Annotated in this window: 14 protein-coding genes and 1 tRNA gene; 11 read left to right on the top strand and 4 right to left on the bottom strand. The window is 70.4% G+C overall.

The features are described 5' to 3' along the window. Positions 1 to 1,446, top strand: coding sequence for a pyruvate kinase (gene pyk / locus EDF19_RS09840; RefSeq protein ID WP_123680730.1), 1,446 nt, complete (start codon positions 1 to 3; stop codon positions 1,444 to 1,446). A 130-nt stretch (positions 1,447 to 1,576) separates the two neighbouring features. Next, complete coding sequence (locus EDF19_RS09845) at positions 1,577 to 2,671, top strand: VIT1/CCC1 transporter family protein (protein WP_123680731.1); 1,095 nt, start codon at positions 1,577 to 1,579, stop codon at positions 2,669 to 2,671. On the opposite strand, the gene EDF19_RS09850 is transcribed toward EDF19_RS09845, so the two are convergent. Then, on the bottom strand, positions 2,668 to 3,207 hold the full coding sequence (locus EDF19_RS09850) for an HdeD family acid-resistance protein (protein WP_123680732.1): 540 nt from the start codon (positions 3,205 to 3,207) through the stop codon (positions 2,668 to 2,670). The genes EDF19_RS09845 and EDF19_RS09850 overlap by 4 nt on opposite strands. Positions 3,208 to 3,356: 149 nt before the next feature. On the opposite strand from EDF19_RS09850, the gene EDF19_RS09855 reads away from it, so the two are divergent. The 6 genes from EDF19_RS09855 to EDF19_RS09880 all read left to right on the top strand — a co-directional run bounded on the left by EDF19_RS09855 (position 3,357) and on the right by EDF19_RS09880 (position 8,149). Beyond that, on the top strand, positions 3,357 to 4,898 hold the full coding sequence (locus EDF19_RS09855) for an aldehyde dehydrogenase family protein (RefSeq protein ID WP_123680733.1): 1,542 nt from the start codon (positions 3,357 to 3,359) through the stop codon (positions 4,896 to 4,898). Then, positions 4,898 to 5,296, top strand: a complete 399-nt coding sequence (locus tag EDF19_RS09860; protein WP_123680734.1) for a DUF779 domain-containing protein — start codon at positions 4,898 to 4,900, stop codon at positions 5,294 to 5,296. Before EDF19_RS09855 ends, EDF19_RS09860 begins: the two co-directional genes overlap by 1 nt. Positions 5,297 to 5,349: 53 nt before the next feature. Continuing rightward, positions 5,350 to 6,522 (top strand): GAF domain-containing protein, encoded by a 1,173-nt coding sequence (locus EDF19_RS09865; RefSeq protein ID WP_123680735.1) that lies wholly within the window; start codon positions 5,350 to 5,352, stop codon positions 6,520 to 6,522. Between the two features lie 55 nt (positions 6,523 to 6,577). Further along, positions 6,578 to 6,662, top strand: a tRNA-Leu gene (locus tag EDF19_RS09870). A gap of 128 nt (positions 6,663 to 6,790) precedes the next feature. Continuing rightward, complete coding sequence (locus tag EDF19_RS09875; protein ID WP_022905562.1) at positions 6,791 to 7,396, top strand: ANTAR domain-containing response regulator; 606 nt, start codon at positions 6,791 to 6,793, stop codon at positions 7,394 to 7,396. Positions 7,397 to 7,648: 252 nt separating this feature from the next. Further along, on the top strand, positions 7,649 to 8,149 hold the full coding sequence (locus EDF19_RS09880) for a GNAT family N-acetyltransferase (RefSeq protein ID WP_185022775.1): 501 nt from the start codon (positions 7,649 to 7,651) through the stop codon (positions 8,147 to 8,149). 12 nt (positions 8,150 to 8,161) lie between these two features. Here EDF19_RS09880 and EDF19_RS09885 read toward each other — a convergent pair whose 3' ends face one another. Both EDF19_RS09885 and EDF19_RS09890 read right to left on the bottom strand, forming a co-directional pair. Beyond that, entirely contained in the window at positions 8,162 to 8,536 is a 375-nt protein-coding gene (locus EDF19_RS09885) for a VOC family protein (RefSeq protein ID WP_123680737.1), read from the bottom strand. Positions 8,537 to 8,565: 29 nt separating this feature from the next. Continuing rightward, positions 8,566 to 8,934, bottom strand: coding sequence for a hotdog fold thioesterase (locus EDF19_RS09890; RefSeq protein WP_123680997.1), 369 nt, complete (start codon positions 8,932 to 8,934; stop codon positions 8,566 to 8,568). 127 nt (positions 8,935 to 9,061) lie between these two features. On the opposite strand from EDF19_RS09890, the gene polA reads away from it, so the two are divergent. After that, positions 9,062 to 11,704, top strand: a complete 2,643-nt coding sequence (polA, locus tag EDF19_RS09895) for a DNA polymerase I (RefSeq protein ID WP_260217080.1) — start codon at positions 9,062 to 9,064, stop codon at positions 11,702 to 11,704. A 79-nt stretch (positions 11,705 to 11,783) separates the two neighbouring features. On the opposite strand, the gene EDF19_RS09900 is transcribed toward polA, so the two are convergent. Next, positions 11,784 to 12,569, bottom strand: coding sequence for a VOC family protein (locus EDF19_RS09900; protein ID WP_123680739.1), 786 nt, complete (start codon positions 12,567 to 12,569; stop codon positions 11,784 to 11,786). Positions 12,570 to 12,658: 89 nt separating this feature from the next. On the opposite strand from EDF19_RS09900, the gene EDF19_RS09905 reads away from it, so the two are divergent. Further along, a complete protein-coding gene (locus EDF19_RS09905) occupies positions 12,659 to 14,338 on the top strand; it encodes a DUF885 domain-containing protein (RefSeq protein ID WP_123680998.1) in 1,680 nt (559 codons plus the stop codon). Between the two features lie 159 nt (positions 14,339 to 14,497). Then, on the top strand, positions 14,498 to 15,976 hold the full coding sequence (gene rpsA, locus EDF19_RS09910) for a 30S ribosomal protein S1 (protein WP_123680740.1): 1,479 nt from the start codon (positions 14,498 to 14,500) through the stop codon (positions 15,974 to 15,976). Positions 15,977 to 15,983: the final 7 nt, after the last annotated feature.

A 15,983-nucleotide genomic window follows, 5' to 3' on the forward strand; every position in this document is an offset into this window, starting at 1 on the left:
TTGAGACGCGCAAAGATCGTTTCGACGCTCGGACCGGCAACGTCGGAGTACGAGACCGTCAAGGAGATCATCGAGGCAGGCGTCGACGTCGCCCGCCTCAACCTCAGCCACGGTGACTACAGCGTCCACGAGGCCAACTACGTGAACGTCCGTCGCGCGGCCGAGGAGCTCGGCAAGCCGGTGGCGATCCTCGTCGACCTGCAGGGTCCGAAGATCCGCCTGGCCAAGTTCGCCGACGGCCCGCACGACCTCGCCGTCGGCGACGTGTTCACCATCACGACCGAGGACGTGCCCGGCTCGAAGGAGATCTGCGGCACGACGTTCAAGGGCCTGCCCCAGGACGTCAAGCCCGGCGACCCGCTGCTCATCGACGACGGTCGTGTCCGCCTCCGCGTGCTCGACACCGACGGTGTGCGGGTGCGCACCGAGGTCGTCGTCGGCGGCACCGTGTCGAACAACAAGGGCATCAACCTGCCCGGCGTCGCCGTGAACGTCCCCGCGCTCAGCGAGAAGGACGAAGCGGACCTCCGATGGGGCATCCGCCAGGGCGCCGACCTCATCGCGCTCTCGTTCGTCCGCAACGCCAGCGACGTCGTCCGCGCGCACGAGATCATGGACGAAGAGGGCAAGCGCTTGCCGGTCATCGCGAAGATCGAGAAGCCGCAGGCCGTCGACGCGCTCGAGGAGATCATCGACGCGTTCGACAGCATCATGGTCGCCCGTGGTGACCTCGGCGTCGAGCTCCCGCTCGAGGCCGTCCCGATCGTGCAGAAGCGCGCCGTCGAGCTCGCCCGCCGCATGGCGAAGCCGGTCATCGTCGCGACGCAGATGCTCGAGTCGATGATCTCGTCGCCGATCCCCACCCGCGCCGAGACCTCCGACGTCGCGAACGCCGTCCTCGACGGTGCGGACGCGGTCATGCTCTCCGGCGAGACCAGCGTCGGCGAGTACCCGGTGCAGACCGTCCGCACGATGGCCCGCATCGTCGAGTCCACCGAGGACCACGGCCTCGAGCGCATCGCGCCGCTCGGCACGAAGCCCCGCACCCTCGGTGGTGCGATCACGCTGGCCGCGGTCGAGATCGCGGAGTTCACCGAGGCCTCGTACCTCTGCGTGTTCACCGAGTCCGGTGACTCGGCCCGCCGCATGTCGCGTCTTCGCCACGGCCTGCCGATCATCGCCTTCACGCCGAACGAGGCCACGCGCCGCCGCATGGCACTCACCTGGGGTGTCCGCTCGTTCCTCGTCGAGCGCAAGACTCACACCGACGAGCTGTTCTCGCAGGTGGACGACGTCCTGCTCGAGAACGGTCTGGCCGCCCCCGGCGACCGCGTCATCGTGACGGCCGGTTCCCCTCCCGGCATCGAGGGCTCGACGAACGACCTGCGCGTGCACCGGGTGGGCGACGCCCACGCCGAGGCCGCTCCGGCCTACGTCCGGGACTGATCAGCAGGACCCGACGCCGTCAGGGCGCGGACTGGAGGCACGGCGCGCGATCCACGCGCCGGGCCCGGTCCGCGCCCTTCCGCGTCCCACGGGCTGTGGCGGTGACCACACGTCGGCCGTGCGCGGCAGGATGGCTGCTGTGAGCCTCCCGACCGAACCAGCGGCGCCGCGCGCCGACGTCCGCCGCTGGCGGCGCTACCTGGCCGACGAACGTGCCGAGGCGGCGGTGTACCGCAACCTCGCCGCTCGCCGATCCGGCGAGGAACGCGAGATCCTCGCCGCCCTGGCCGAGGCCGAGGGGCGGCACGAACAGCACTGGATCGACCTGCTGGGCGACGACGTCGGCAAGCCCCTGCGCGGCAGCCTGCGGACGCGGGTGCTGGCGGTGCTCGCGAAGCGGTTCGGTTCGGTCTTCGTCCTCGCGCTCATGCAGCGCGCCGAGGACCGCTCGCCGTACGCCGACGACGTCGACGCGACCGCTCGCATGGCCGCGGACGAACGGATCCACGGCGAGGTCGTGCGGGGCCTGGCGAACCGCGGGCGGAAGCGACTGTCCGGCACCTTCCGCGCGGCCGTCTTCGGCGCGAACGACGGACTGGTGTCGAACCTGGCGCTCATCATCGGGATCAGCGCATCCGGCGCCGACCGGCACTTCGTGCTCCTGAGCGGTGTCGCGGGGCTCCTGGCCGGGGCGCTGTCGATGGGTGCGGGGGAGTACGTCTCGGTGCGGTCCCAGCGTGAGCTCCTCGAGGCGTCGGCACCGCACCCGGAGGCCGGCAGTGCGGTCGCGGACCTCGACGTCGACGCGAACGAGCTCGCCCTCGTCTACCGGGCGCGCGGGATGCCCGAGGCCGAGGCGGGGGCGCACGCGGCCGAGGTCCTGTCCGGCATCGGGGAGCGGCGGCCGCGCACCGGGTCGACGCCCGTCACCGACGAGAACGAGGCGGTCGGCAACGGGTTGAGCGCCGCGGTGTCGAGCTTCTGCTTCTTCGCGTCAGGGGCGATCATCCCGGTGCTGCCGTTCCTGTTCGGGATGCAGGGGTGGCCGGCGATCGCGGTCGCGGGCACGCTCGTGGGGCTCGCGCTCCTCGGCACCGGCGCGGTCGTCGGCGTCCTGAGCGGCGCCTCGCCCGCGAAGCGCGCGTTCCGGCAGCTCGCGATCGGCTTCGGCGCGGCGGTCGTCACCTACGTGCTCGGGCTGTTGTTCGGGACCGGTTCGGCCTAGCGGCGGACGGCGGCGCGCGGGGGGAGCAGCAGCAGTGCGGCGGCGCCGACGACGATGAGCGCGATGCCGGCGAACACCATGAAGACCGTGAGCGCGAGTCCCGGGGCGACGAGCACGACCACGCCGCCGAGGATCGACAGCACCCCGCTCACGAGCGTCGGCACGCGCGACGATCCCGGGTGCCCGACGAACCCGCCGACGATCGACACGATGCCCTCGATCACGAACCCGACACCGGCGAGCACCGCGTAGACGACGAGCGGCACCGCGGGGTCGAGCAGCGTGACGAGCCCCGCGATCCCGACGAGCACGCCGACGACACCCGAGGTCCACCGCCACGCGGCCGGTGTGCCGTGCCCCCGCACCGCCGCGAACACCCGGAGCGCGCCGGCCACGACGAGGTACACCCCGAACAGCAGCGCGACGACGACGAGCGACGGTCGCGGCAGCACGATGGCGACGATGCCGAGTGCGATCGCGACGACGGCGGTGACGATGACGAACACCCGGAACGTGCGGACGGCACGAGAATCCACGAACTGTCCTCCCTGATCGGACCGTTGGTGTCCCGAACGCTACCCGGCCGTCCGCGACCCCGTGCAACGAGTTGCAACGCGCGCGGACGTACCGTTCCCCCGAGCGCGCGGACCGTGCGCTCCGACAGCGTCGTCGAAAGGGCACCACCATGACCATCGCACCTTCGCCCACCACCTACGCCGCACCCGGCGAGGAGGGCGCCCTCGTCCAGTACCGATCCCGGTACGACCACTTCATCGGCGGCGAGTACGTCCCGCCGGCCGGCGGCCAGTACTTCCAGAACCCCACGCCCGTGACCGGCAAGGTCTTCACCGAGGTCGCACGGGGCGACTCCACCGACGTCGACCGGGCGGTCGCGGCGGCGTGGAAGGCGTTCCCGTCGTGGGGGAAGACCAGCGCGGCCGAACGCGCGATCATCCTGAACAAGATCGCCGACCGCATGGAGGAGAACCTCGAGGCCCTCGCCGTCGCCGAGACGTGGGAGAACGGCAAGCCGATCCGGGAGACCCTCGGCGCCGACATCCCGCTCGCGATCGACCACTTCCGCTACTTCGCCGGTGCGATCCGGGCGCAGGAGGGTTCGGCGGGCGAGATCGACCACGACACCGTGGCGTACCACTTCCACGAGCCGCTCGGCGTCGTCGGCCAGATCATCCCGTGGAACTTCCCGATCCTGATGGCGGTGTGGAAGCTCGCACCGGCCCTCGCCGCGGGCAACTGCGTCGTGCTCAAGCCGGCGGAGCAGACCCCGGCGTCGATCCACGTCCTGATCGAGCTCATCCGCGACCTGCTGCCCGCCGGCGTGCTCAACGTCGTGAACGGCTTCGGCATCGAGGTCGGTGCGCCGCTCGCCCAGCACCCGGACATCCGGAAGATCGCGTTCACCGGCGAGACCACCACCGGTCGCCTGATCATGCAGTACGCCTCGCAGAGCCTCATCCCGGTGACCCTCGAGCTCGGCGGCAAGAGCCCGAACGTGTTCTTCCCGGACGTCGCCGACGAGAAGGACTCCTTCTACGACAAGGCGCTCGAGGGCTTCACCTTCTTCAACCTCAACCAGGGCGAGGTCTGCACGTGCCCGTCGCGGGCACTCGTCGCGAAGGAGATCTACGACGGGTTCGTCGCCGACGGGCTCGACCGGGTCCGTGCCGTCAAGCAGGGCCACCCGCTCGACCTGTCTACCATGATCGGTGCCCAGGCGTCGAACGACCAGCTCGAGAAGATCCTGAGCTACATCGACATCGGCAAGCAGGAGGGTGCGAAGCTCCTGACCGGCGGCGAACGAGCCGACCTCGGTGGAGAGCTCTCCGGCGGGTACTACGTCACGCCGACGGTGTTCGAGGGCGACAACTCGATGCGGATCTTCCAGGAGGAGATCTTCGGGCCGGTCCTCGCGCTGACGTCCTTCAGCGGCTACGACGACGCGATCGCCACGGCCAACGACACCCTCTACGGCCTCGGAGCCGGGGTGTGGAGCCGCGAGGCCACCACGCTCTACCGCGCCGGCCGGGACATCCAAGCCGGTCGCGTGTGGTCGAACACATACCACCAGTACCCGGCCGGTGCGGCGTTCGGCGGGTACAAGCAGTCCGGCATCGGGCGCGAGAACCACAAGATGATGCTCGACCACTACCAGCAGACCAAGAACCTGCTCGTCTCCTACGCCGACGGTCCGATGGGCTTCTTCTGATGCCCGACACCGCGCGCGTCGCGGTCACGCCGGCGGCGGGGGAGCTCCTGCGCCTCCTCGCCGCCCGGCACGGCCCGCTGATGTTCCACCAGTCGGGCGGCTGCTGCGACGGCTCGAGCCCCATGTGCTACCCGGTGGGCATGTTCCGGACCGGCTCCGGTGACGTGCTGCTCGGTGCGCTCGACGTCGAGGGGCTCGACCCCGTCGAGGTCTACATGTCGAAGTCGCAGTTCGAGTACTGGAAGTACACCCACCTCACGATCGACGTGGTGGACGGGCGCGGCGGCGGGTTCTCCGTGGAGAGCCCGGAGGGCAAACGCTTCCTCACCCGGTCGCGGATGTTCGACGACGCCGAGCTCGCCGACCTCGGTCTGGTCCCGGCGGTGCGCGCGACGTAGGCTGACCGCACCTCGTCGCGACGGCGCGACGGGCGGAGTCGGACGGAGGTCGCATGCGCGCACCCGACCGGCTCCGTCCGCTCGTCGCCGAGTCCTGGCGGCGCTCGGCACGGGTCGATCCCGACGGCGTCCCCACCCTGAGCCTCGGAGACGACGAACTCGACGCAGCGCGACGTGACGGCCCCCTCGCCACGCTCCTGCCCGTGGTCCGCCGGCTCCTCCTCGACGACAGCAGGTCCGCGGGCTGCGTGCTCGCCGTCGGGGACGCGTCCGGACGGCTCGTCTGGGTCGACGGAGCACCGGCCGCACGTCGGGCCGCCGAGGACATGGGCTTCGTCCCCGGTGCCGACTGGTCGGAGGACCACGTCGGCACGAGCGCCCCCGGCACCGCGCTGCGGATCGACCGGCCCGTCCAGATCCGCTCCGACGAGCACTACGCGAACGCCGTCAAGCCGTGGTCCTGCACCGCCGTCCCGGTCCACGACGCACGCGGTGCGACCGTCGGTGTCCTCGACCTCACCGGCGACGACCGGGCCGTCGAGCGGCACACCCTCTCGCTCCTGACGGCGACCGTCGCCGCCGCGGAGGCACAGCTCGCCCTCGCGGCCACCCGGTCACCGGCGCCCGTCGTCCAGCACGTGCCGAGCGCCGAGCTGTCGGTCCTCGGCACGGACACCGCCGTGCTCCGGATCGACGACCGGCAGGTGCACCTCTCCGCGCGGCACTCGGAGCTCCTCGTCGTCCTCGCCGCGCACCCGGGCGGGCTGGCCGCGCCGGACCTCGCCGAGGCGGTGTACGGCGACGCGAGGGCAGTCGTGACCCTGCGCGCCGAGGTGGTCCGGCTCCGTCGGGTCCTCGCGGAGCACGCTCCTGGCGTGACCGTGACGTCGCGGCCGTACCGCGTCGGGGGTGTGCGCACCGACGTCGACGGCGTGCTGTCCGCGCTCGACCGCGGGGCGCGCCTCCAGGCCGTCGACCGGTACGCCGGACCGGTGCTCCCGGGATCGGCTGCGCCGGGAGTGGACGCGGTCCGCGACCTCGTCCGCGGCCGGTTCCGCGAGTCCGTCGTCGCCGACGGCGGCGTCGACGCGTTGCTCGCGTGGTCACGGACCCCGGACGGCGCGGCCGACGCCCGCGTGCTCCGCGCGCTGCTCGCGGTGCTGCCGCGGCGGTCGCCGCGACGGGCCGGTCTCGTCGCGGCGATCGAGGCGCTGGAGGGCTCCTGAGACGGCGGACGAGCGGCCTGGAGGCGCGGGTCGGGCTGGTAGTGTTGGCCTCCTCGCGAGTGTGGTGGAATCGGCAGACACGGGGCACTCAAAATGCTCTGCCTCACGGCGTGCGGGTTCAAGTCCCGCCACTCGTACCAGGACGGCTCACGGCGTCCGGGGGTGTTCCGACATCCGTGTCCCGCCACTCGTACCGTCGGTCGCTTCCTGTCCACCGATTGCCGTGTGCTGACATGCAGGACTTCCGACGTCTAGTAGGCTTCCGTCTGTGAGTGACACAGAAGCAACTGCAACAGCACCCCGTCGCGTCGTCGTCGCCGAGGACGAGTCGCTCATCCGTCTCGACATCGTCGAGATCCTCCGCGACAACGGGTTCGACGTGGTCGGTGAAGCCGGAGACGGCGAGACCGCGGTGCAGCTCGCGACCGACCTCCGTCCCGACCTCGTCGTGATGGACGTCAAGATGCCCCAGCTCGACGGCATCTCGGCAGCCGAGAAGCTGTCCAAGAACCACATCGCTCCGGTGGTCCTCCTCACGGCGTTCAGCCAGAAGGACCTCGTCGAGCGGGCGACCGAGGCCGGCGCGCTGGCCTACGTCGTCAAGCCCTTCACCCCGAACGACCTGCTCCCCGCGATCGAGATCGCCCTCTCGCGGCACCAGCAGATCATCACGCTCGAGGCCGAGGTCGCCGACCTCGTCGAGCGCTTCGAGACCCGCAAGCTCGTCGACCGGGCCAAGGGCCTGCTCAACGAGAAGATGGGCCTCACCGAGCCCGAGGCGTTCCGCTGGATCCAGAAGGCGTCGATGGACCGCCGTCTGACAATGCACGACGTCGCGAAGGCGATCATCGAGCAGCTCAGCGCCAAGAAGTAGCTCGCCCCCGCACTCACGCCAGCGCCGTCGGACCCCCGGTCCGGCGGCGCTTTCGCGTGTCGCGGGCACTCGGTCGGTGCATCCGGTGCGTGTGCATGTTCCGACAGTCCACCGGTCGATCGACTCGTGTTCTGTCGCCGCATGTGCCTGCATCAGTTGCGTGTGCATGTTCCGACAGTCCACCGGTCGATCCGCTCGTGTTCTGTCGAAAGTTGCGGGCGCATGCACCGGCCGCGGGGAGCGGGAGGGGCAGTGGACGCGACCACCTGGCAGGCTGGAGCGGTGGACGACGTGGTGATCCGGGCCTCCAGGCCTGAGGACATGCCGGCGGTGGCCGACCTGCGGTGGCGGTGGAGCGTCGACGAGGGCGGTGCGACGCCCGCGACGACGATCGAGGCGTACCGCGACGCGATGACGACGTTCGCGGCCGCGCACCCGGACACCCACCGGTGCGTCGTCGCCGAGCGGGGCGGACGGGTGCTCGGGATGGCGTGGCTCGGACTGGTCGCACGCCCGCCGACGCCGGACCGACCAGGGCTGCGACTCACCGCGGACGTGCAGACGGTCTACGTGCACCCGGACCTGCGCGGGCTCGGCGTCGCCGGGCGGCTCGTGACCGCGCTGCTCGACGTCGCCGACCAGCTCGGGGTCGAGCGCACGTCGGTGCACTCGAGCGTCGAGGGCGAACGGCTCTACCGGCGGCTCGGGTTCGGCGATGCACGGCTGCTCATGCAGCGTCCGCCGGAGGACTGACGGCCGCGTCGCTCAGCCGCGCGCGGGCAGCTGCTGCAGGGTCCAGGCGTTCTCGTCCGGGTCGGTGAAGAAGACGAACCGACCCCACGCGAGCTCGTCGACCCCGATCGCGTTCACCCCGAGGCCCTGCAGGTGTGCGAGGGCCTCGTCGGCGTCCGGGACGACGACCTGGATCGACTTCAGCGACCCGGGCTGGACGTCGGGTGACATGATGCCCTCGCCGAACGCGATGGAGCACGCGGACCCGGGAGGGGTGGCCTGCACGAACCGGACGTCGTCCGACACCCGCTGGTCGTGGTCGATGGTGAAGCCGATGCGTTCGTAGAACTCGCGAGCGCGGTCGACGTCGCTCACGGGGACCATGATGAGTTCGATCTTCCAGTCCATGACGGACTCCCTGCGTCGGTGCGAGGGGTTCAGCGCGCCTCGCGGATGAGGTTGGTGATGCGGACGGTGGAGCAGCGGCGCCCCTGGTCGTCGGTGAGCACGATCTCGTGTGTGGTCAGCGTGTTGCCGAGGTGGATCGCGGTGCAGGTGCCGGTCACGATGCCGCTCGTGGCACTGCGGGAGTGCGTGGCGTTCAGCTCGATGCCGACGGCGTACCGGCCCTCGCCGGCGTGGACGGTGGCGGCCATCGAGCCGAGGCTCTCGGCCAGCACGACGAACGCGCCGCCGTGCAGCAGGCCGACGGGCTGCCGGTTGCCCTCGACCGGGATGGTGCCGACGGCCCGTTCGGCCGAGAGCTCGGTGATGACCATGCCCATCTTGTCGGCGAGTTCGCCCATCCCTCTGGCGGCGAGGCGCTCGTCGACGCCCCCGGTGATCGTGGCTTCGTCGGTCACGCGCTCGAACTCCCGTGTCGGATGGCGTCGGTAGGCTGTCCGGGTGTCGGACTCCGCAAAGCCTACCCTCATGGTCATCGACGGCCACTCGCTCGCCTTCCGGGCCTTCTACGCCCTGCCGGTCGACAGTTTCGTCAATCGCGAGGGGCAGCACACGAACGCCATCCACGGCTTCATCTCGATGCTGCTCATGCTGCTGCAGCGCGAGAAGCCCACCCACCTCGCGGTCGCGTTCGACATCTCCCGCTTCTCGTTCCGCACCCGTGAGTACGAGGACTACAAGGGCACCCGTTCCGAGACGCCAGCCGAGTTCAAGGGCCAGATCCCGCTCCTGCAGCAGGCGCTCGAGGCGATGGGCATCACGACCGTGACGAAGGAGGACTACGAGGCCGACGACATCCTCGCGACCCTCTCCTCGCAGGGGTCGGAGCAGGGGTACAAGGTCTACGTGGTCTCCGGCGACCGCGACTCCATCCAGCTCGTGAACGACGACGTGACGCTGCTCTACCCCTCGGTCCGCGGCGTCTCCGAGCTCACCCGCTACGACCGCGACAAGGTGTACGAGCGCTACGGCATCGAGCCGCACCAGTACCCGGACATCGCAGCCCTCGTCGGCGAGACCAGCGACAACCTGATCGGCATCGACAAGGTCGGCGAGAAGACCGCCGTCAAGTGGATCACCCAGTACGGCTCGCTGGACGGTGTCCTCGAACACGCCGACGAGATCAAGGGCGTCGTCGGCAACAACCTGCGCGAGCAGAAGGACCGGGCGATCCGGAACCGCCGCCTGAACCGCCTCGTCACCGACGTCGAACTGCCGGTCGGCCCGGCCGACGTCGCGCTCCGGCCCCTCGACGAAGCTGCGGTGCGCGACCTCTTCGCGAAGCTGCAGTTCCGCACCCTGCTCGACCGGGTGTTCAAGGTCGCCGGCAACGGCGAGCCGACCGAGCAGCCGGCCGAGGGCGCTGTCGACGACGGCGCTCCGACCCCGCCGCCGGTGAAGACCCTGATCGACGAGGAGCTCGGGTACTGGCTCGAGCGACGCAACGCGACCGAGGCCGCGAACGGCTACGGCGTCGCGGTCGAGGTCATCGACGGCCGGCTCAGCGCCATCGGCATCGCCACCCACGACGACGCCGTCATGGTCCCCGGCGGCAGCGGCGCGAAGGACTACGAGCAGCTCTCCGCGTGGTTCGCCTCCGACGCCCCGAAGCACTTCCACGACGCGAAGGCCGCGATCAAGTCCCTGGCCACCGCCGGTTTCGTGGTGAGCGGCATCGCCGGTGACGCCCGCATCACCGGGTGGCTCGCGCAGCCGGGCAAGCAGGGACAGCCGCTCGCCGACCTCGTCTACCAGGAGCTCGGCGAAGAGCTGCCGACCGCCGACCCGAACCAGCTCGTCCCCGAGACCGACCCGGTCAACGTCGGCGTGCACGCGTGGTTCGTCCTCCGCGTGACCACGGCGCTCCGGGCCCGCCTCGACGAGTCCTCGCTGACGGTGCTCGACGACATCGAGCTGCCCCTGGTGTCGGTGCTCGCCGGCATGGAGACCATCGGCGTCGGCATCGACCGCCCGGTGCTCACCGGGCTGTCGAAGGAGCTGGGGGAGCGTGCCGCCGACCTCGCGCAGCAGGCCTTCGCCGAGATCGGGCACGAGGTCAACCTCGGGTCGCCGAAGCAGCTGCAGGAAGTGCTGTTCACCGAGCTCGCGATGCCGAAGACCCGCAAGACCAAGACCGGGTTCTCCACCGACGCGGCGAGCCTCACCGACCTGCAGGAGCAGCACCCGCACCCGTTCCTCGGCCTGCTGCTCCAGCACCGCGACGCCACGAAGCTCCGCCAGATCGTCGACACCCTCGACGCCGCGATCGTCGACGGCCGCATCCACACCCGGTACGAGCAGACCGGCAGCAGCACCGGCCGCATCTCGTCGACCGACCCGAACCTGCAGAACATCCCGGTGAAGACCGCGGTCGGGCGCCGGGTCCGGTCGGCGTTCGCCGTCGCCGAGCCGTACACGACGCTCATCACCGCCGACTACTCGCAGATCGAGATGCGCATCATGGCGCACCTGTCCGGTGACCCCGGGCTGATCCAGGCCTTCAACGAGGGCGAGGACCTGCACCGCTTCGTCGGCGCGCGGGTGTTCGGTGTCGAGCCGGCCGAGGTCTCCGCAGAGATGCGCACCAAGGTCAAGGCGATGTCGTACGGCCTGGCGTACGGGTTGAGTGCGTTCGGCCTGTCGAAGCAGCTCCGCATCGAGCAGTCCGAGGCCCGCACGCTCATGACCGAGTACTTCGCCCGGTTCGGTGCGGTGCGCGACTACCTGCGCAACGTCGTCGAGCAGGCACGCGAGGACGGCTACACCGAGACGATCTTCGGTCGTCGTCGTCCGTTCCCGGACCTGAAGAGCCCGAACCGTGTGCTGCGCGAGAACGCGGAGCGCGCTGCGCTGAACGCGCCGATCCAGGGCTCGGCCGCAGACATCATGAAGATCGCGATGCTCGGGGTCGCCGACGACCTGCGCGACGGCGGACTCGAGTCGCACCTGCTCCTGCAGGTGCACGACGAGCTCATCCTCGAGGTCGCTCCCGGCGAGCAGGACCGCGTCGAGGAGATCCTGCGGACCCGGATGGGCGGCGCCGCCGAGCTGACCGTCCCGCTCGACGTGTCGGTCGGCCTCGGCGCGAACTGGGAGAGCGCCGCACACTGACCCGGTGCGTCCCGAGACCCGGTCCGGTCTCGGGACGCACCGTCGGTCAGGCGGTCAGCCCAGCCTGCCGGTCACGTGGTCACGCCGGCATCCCGACGACGCCGAAGACCTCTCCCTGGGCACCGCGGACGATCGCTGACCGACCGAACGGGCTGTCGTACGGCTCCATCAGCGCCGTCCCACCGTGCTCGATCGCGGCGACGACCGTCGCGTCGGTGTCGTCCGACCCGAACCAGGTGAGCCAGTAGCCCCGCACGCCGTCCGGCAGACCCCCGGCCGGCGCGAACACTCCGGCAACCGGGTCTGACTCCGGTGCCGCGCCGGGCAGCTTCGCGGAGGCGTACGGCTCCGACGGGTCGCCGAACACGTCGTACGTCCAGCCGAACAGCTCGGTGTAGAAGGCCTTCGCGGTGTCGGCGTCGCGCGTGTGCACCTCGTTCCAGCACGCCGCCCCGGCCTGGTTCACGCGCCCGTAGCCCTCGTGCCCGCGGTCCTGCCAGAGCCCGAAGACGGCGCCGGTCGGGTCGGCCGCGATCGCCATCCGGCCGACGTCCATCACGTCGAACGGGGGAGTGAGCACCGTGCCGCCCGCCGCGGTCACGGCGTCGGCGGTCGTGTCGACCTGGTCGGTGGCGAGGAACGAGGTCCAGCTCGGCGGCTGGTCGTCCGTCATCAGCGGTCCGACGCCCGCGACGGTGCGCCCGTCGAGGAACGCCATGACGTAGCCGCCGGCCTCGGGCGGGCCGTCCTCGAACCGCCACCCGAAGACCGCCTCGTAGAACGTGCGGGCCGCCGTGACGTCGGGGACCCCGAGGTCCGACCAGCACGGCGATCCCTGGACCCAAGGTCCGATGTGTTCCGACATGCAACATCCTTTCGTCTGACCGGACGGTCCCGGTGGTGACGAGGATAGGCGTGCCCTCCGACGTCGGGCGGGTCGGTAGGGTCGACGTCATGACCGAAGACCGTCCCGCACGTCAGCCCTCCGCCGTCGACCGGGTCGCCGAGGACTGGGTGACCACCCTCGTCGACCTCGACCCCATGACCGCCACGTACATCGGCGTCCCCGGACGCACGGGGGAGTACGGCGACACCTCGCCCGCGGGGGCCGCCGCGCTGGCGGACGCCGCCCGCGCCGCGAAGCGTTCGCTCGACGCGGCGGAGGCCGTGGACGCCGTCGACCAGGTGACGAAGGCCGACCTCGGTGCCGAGCTCGACCTCGTGCAGGAGTCGTACGACCGGAAGCTGCACCTGCGCGACCTGAACGTGATCGCGAGCCCTGCGCAGTCCGTGCGCGAGATCATCGACCTGATGCCGACCGCCACCGAGTCGGACTGGCGGGACGTCGCCGGCCGGCTGCACGCCCTGCCGGACGCGCTCGAGGGGATCCGCGAGACGCTGCTCGAGGGCACGCGCGAGGACGTCACCCCCGCGAAGCGCCAGGTGGCGCTCATCGCCGAGCAGGCGGCTCGCAACGGTGCCGAGGACGGCTTCTTCCGCCAGCTCGTCGACGGCGCGGCGCTCGACGGCGGCGCGGCCGTGCCGGATTCGCTCCGAGCAGACCTGACCCGTGGGGCCGAGGTCGCGTCGGCGGCGTACCGCTCGTTCGGCCGGTTCCTCGAGCACGAGCTCCTCCCGCTCGCCACGCCCGTGGACGCCGTCGGCCGTGACGCCTACGAGCTGCACTCCCGGCGCTTCCTCGGCGCGGTCGTCGACCTCGACGAGACGTACGAGTGGGGCCTCGAGGAACTCCGGCGCATGCAGGACGAGCAGGGCCGCATCGCGGACCGCATCGAGCCCGGTGCGAGCGTCGCCCGTGCGATCGAGGTCCTCGACGCCGACCCCGCCCGTGTCCTGCACGGCACCGACGCCCTGCAGCGGTGGATGCAGGAGACGAGCGACGCCTCGATCGCCGCGATGGCCGGCACCTACTTCGACATCCCGGAACCGATCCGCCGCCTCGAGTGCCGGATCGCCCCCACGCAAGAGGGCGGGATCTACTACAGCGGACCGTCCGACGACTTCTCGCGGGCCGGCCGCATGTGGTGGTCCGTGCCGCAGGGCGTCACCGAGTTCGGTACCTGGCGCGAGAAGACGACGGTCTACCACGAGGGTGTCCCCGGTCACCACCTGCAGATCAGCCAGGGCGTCTACAACCGCGGCGAGCTGAACACCTGGCGTCGGCAGCTGTCCGGGTCCTCCGGGCACGTCGAGGGCTGGGCGCTCTACGCCGAGCGCCTGATGGAGCAGCTCGGGTTCCTCGACGACGACGGCGACCGGCTCGGCATGCTCGACGGGCAGCGGATGCGCGCCGCCCGCGTGGTGCTCGACATCGGTGTGCACCTGCAGAAGACGAACCCCGACGGCGGCGGCTGGACCTGGGAGTACGCGCTCGACTTCATGCGCCAGAACGTGAACATGGACGACGCGTTCGTCCAGTTCGAGGTCGCTCGGTACTTCGGCTGGCCGGGACAGGCTCCGTCGTACAAGGTCGGGCAGCGCGTGTGGGAGTCGATCCGCGACGAGGTCGCTGCTCGGGAGGGCGCGGACTTCGACCTGAAGTCGTTCCACCGCCGTGCGCTCTCGCTCGGCAGCATCGGCCTCGACACCCTGCGGAGTGCGCTGCTCGGCTGACGCGCCGCGACGCGCCCGGTTGTGGGGGCTCCGTCGCTGCGGTTAGACTTGTGCGGCGCAATCCGCGCCACCCAATCAATCGCCACGGCGGAGCACCACCGGGAGCTCGACTCCCCGCCCGCCACGGCCCGACTCATGTCCGTTCGGAGCAATCTCTACATGACAACCACTACGACCAAGGCTCCTAAGCAGGTCGCCATCAACGACATCGGTTCGGCTGATGACTTCCTGGCCGAGGTCGAGAAGACCCTGAAGTTCTTCAACGACGGTGATCTCATCTCCGGCACCGTCGTGAAGATCGACCGCGACGAGGTCCTCCTCGACGTCGGTTACAAGACCGAGGGTGTCATCCCCTCGCGCGAGCTCTCGATCAAGCACGACGTCGACCCCAACGAGGTCGTCAAGGTCGGCGACGAGGTCGAGGCCCTGGTTCTCCAGAAGGAGGACAAGGAAGGCCGCCTCATCCTGTCGAAGAAGCGTGCGCAGTACGAGCGCGCATGGGGCGACGTCGAGAAGATCAAGGAGTCCGACGGCGTCGTGACCGGGACGGTCATCGAGGTCGTCAAGGGCGGTCTCATCGTCGACATCGGCCTCCGCGGCTTCCTCCCCGCCTCGCTCATCGAGCTCCGTCGCGTCCGCGACCTCACGCCGTACCTCGGCCAGGAGATCGAGGCGAAGATCCTCGAGCTCGACAAGAACCGCAACAACGTGGTCCTGTCGCGCCGTGCGCTCCTCGAGCAGACGCAGTCCGAGTCCCGGACCACGTTCCTCAACAACCTGCACAAGGGCCAGGTCCGCAAGGGCATCGTCTCCTCGATCGTCAACTTCGGTGCGTTCGTGGACCTCGGCGGCGTCGACGGTCTCGTCCACGTCTCCGAGCTCAGCTGGAAGCACATCGAGCACGCCAGCGAGGTCGTCGAGGTCGGTCAGGAAGTCACCGTCGAGATCCTCGAGGTCGACCTGGACCGCGAGCGCGTGTCGCTCTCGCTCAAGGCGACGCAGGAGGACCCGTGGCAGGTCTTCGCCCGCACCCACGCGATCGGCCAGATCGCACCGGGCAAGGTCACGAAGCTCGTGCCGTTCGGTGCGTTCGTCCGCGTGGCCGACGGCATCGAGGGCCTCGTGCACATCTCGGAGCTGTCGAACAAGCACGTCGAGCTCGCCGAGCAGGTCGTGTCGGTCAACGACGAGGTCTTCGTCAAGATCATCGACATCGACCTCGACCGTCGTCGCATCTCGCTCAGCCTCAAGCAGGCGAACGAGGGCGTCGACCCGGAGAGCGACGAGTTCGACCCGGCGCTCTACGGCATGCCGACCGAGTACGACGACAAGGGTGACTACAAGTACCCCGAGGGCTTCGACCCGGAGACCAACGAGTGGCTCGAGGGCTACGACACCCAGCGCACCGAGTGGGAGGGCCAGTACGCGGCCGCCCAGGCGCGTTGGGAAGCCCACAAGGCGCAGGTCGCGAAGACCATCGCCGACGAGGCGCAGGGTGGCTTCGACCTCCCGGCCAGCGCATCGTCGTCGTCGTCGTCCTCTTCGTCGTTCGCCGGCGAGACGGGTGGCGCGAGCCCCCTGGCCGACGACGCCTCGCTCGCAGCACTCCGCGAGAAGCTCAGCTCGACCAACAACTGATCGAGCG

It is taken from the genome of Curtobacterium sp. PhB115 (genome assembly GCF_003752025.1).
Lineage (GTDB): Bacteria > Actinomycetota > Actinomycetes > Actinomycetales > Microbacteriaceae > Curtobacterium.

What these genes read in the sequence shown, in the direction of transcription:
- EDF19_RS09845 (WP_123680731.1), top strand. Translation starts at nt 1,577, where the DNA reads ATGGCTGCTGTGAGCCTCCCGACCGAACCAGCGGCGCCGCGCGCCGAC.
- EDF19_RS09855 (WP_123680733.1), top strand. Translation starts at nt 3,357, where the DNA reads ATGACCATCGCACCTTCGCCCACCACCTACGCCGCACCCGGCGAGGAG.
- EDF19_RS09860 (WP_123680734.1), top strand. Translation starts at nt 4,898, where the DNA reads ATGCCCGACACCGCGCGCGTCGCGGTCACGCCGGCGGCGGGGGAGCTC.
- EDF19_RS09865 (WP_123680735.1), top strand. Translation starts at nt 5,350, where the DNA reads ATGCGCGCACCCGACCGGCTCCGTCCGCTCGTCGCCGAGTCCTGGCGG.
- EDF19_RS09885 (WP_123680737.1), bottom strand. Translation starts at nt 8,536, where the DNA reads ATGGACTGGAAGATCGAACTCATCATGGTCCCCGTGAGCGACGTCGAC.
- EDF19_RS09890 (WP_123680997.1), bottom strand. Translation starts at nt 8,934, where the DNA reads ATGGGCGAACTCGCCGACAAGATGGGCATGGTCATCACCGAGCTCTCG.
- polA (WP_260217080.1), top strand. Translation starts at nt 9,062, where the DNA reads ATGGTCATCGACGGCCACTCGCTCGCCTTCCGGGCCTTCTACGCCCTG.
- EDF19_RS09900 (WP_123680739.1), bottom strand. Translation starts at nt 12,569, where the DNA reads ATGTCGGAACACATCGGACCTTGGGTCCAGGGATCGCCGTGCTGGTCG.
- EDF19_RS09905 (WP_123680998.1), top strand. Translation starts at nt 12,659, where the DNA reads ATGACCGAAGACCGTCCCGCACGTCAGCCCTCCGCCGTCGACCGGGTC.
- rpsA (WP_123680740.1), top strand. Translation starts at nt 14,498, where the DNA reads ATGACAACCACTACGACCAAGGCTCCTAAGCAGGTCGCCATCAACGAC.